The 558-nt window shown below is 39.2% G+C and carries 1 pseudogene; it reads right to left on the bottom strand.

Going from position 1 to position 558, the window contains the following annotated elements:
• A pseudogene (locus tag Q0838_RS14240) lies at positions 1–278 on the bottom strand (group II intron reverse transcriptase/maturase); the annotation flags it as partial.
• Between the last annotated feature and the right edge of the window lie 280 nt (positions 279–558).

Raw genomic sequence — 558 nt, 5'->3', positions numbered from 1 at the left:
TTATCTACAATTTGCTCTAATTCTTCTCTTATTACCATTTGAGCCGTTCGGTCTTGTACGGTTGGTATGCCTAGCTTCCTTGTTCGACCATCTGTTTTGGGTATTGCTACCTCGCGTACAGGTTTTGGAAAATAACTACCACTAGCTAAACGATTCCATACGGGATAAAGGTATTTCCTCGGCTGTGTGGATACTTCTTTTATAGATAATATATCTACGCCATAAGTACCGCCGTTACTTTTCACCTTCTTAAAGGCATGCCAAACTTGTTCGCGCAATATCGGTTGCGACTTTTGTTTCTCTTTGAAAATCATCCTAAAAAAAATCTTAGTAGTAATACAATTTAAAACTGTTAAGTCAGCCCCTTCGCTCCATATTCATTACAAATACTTCTACACTACTACGAGCTAATCCGTCACTAAAACATAGTATTGCTACTTTCTTCGTTGCCCTTCGGGATTGTCGAATTTTTGCACTAAATTTTAGCTTCTCCTGTTCCGTAATTGAGCTGTAAGTAAAGCTCCTGCCCTCTTTATGCCGATTGCCACTTGACCAGTA

It is taken from the genome of uncultured Nonlabens sp., from assembly GCF_947495285.1.
Lineage (GTDB): Bacteria > Bacteroidota > Bacteroidia > Flavobacteriales > Flavobacteriaceae > Nonlabens.
This window is presented reverse-complemented; position numbering and strand designations above follow the sequence as displayed.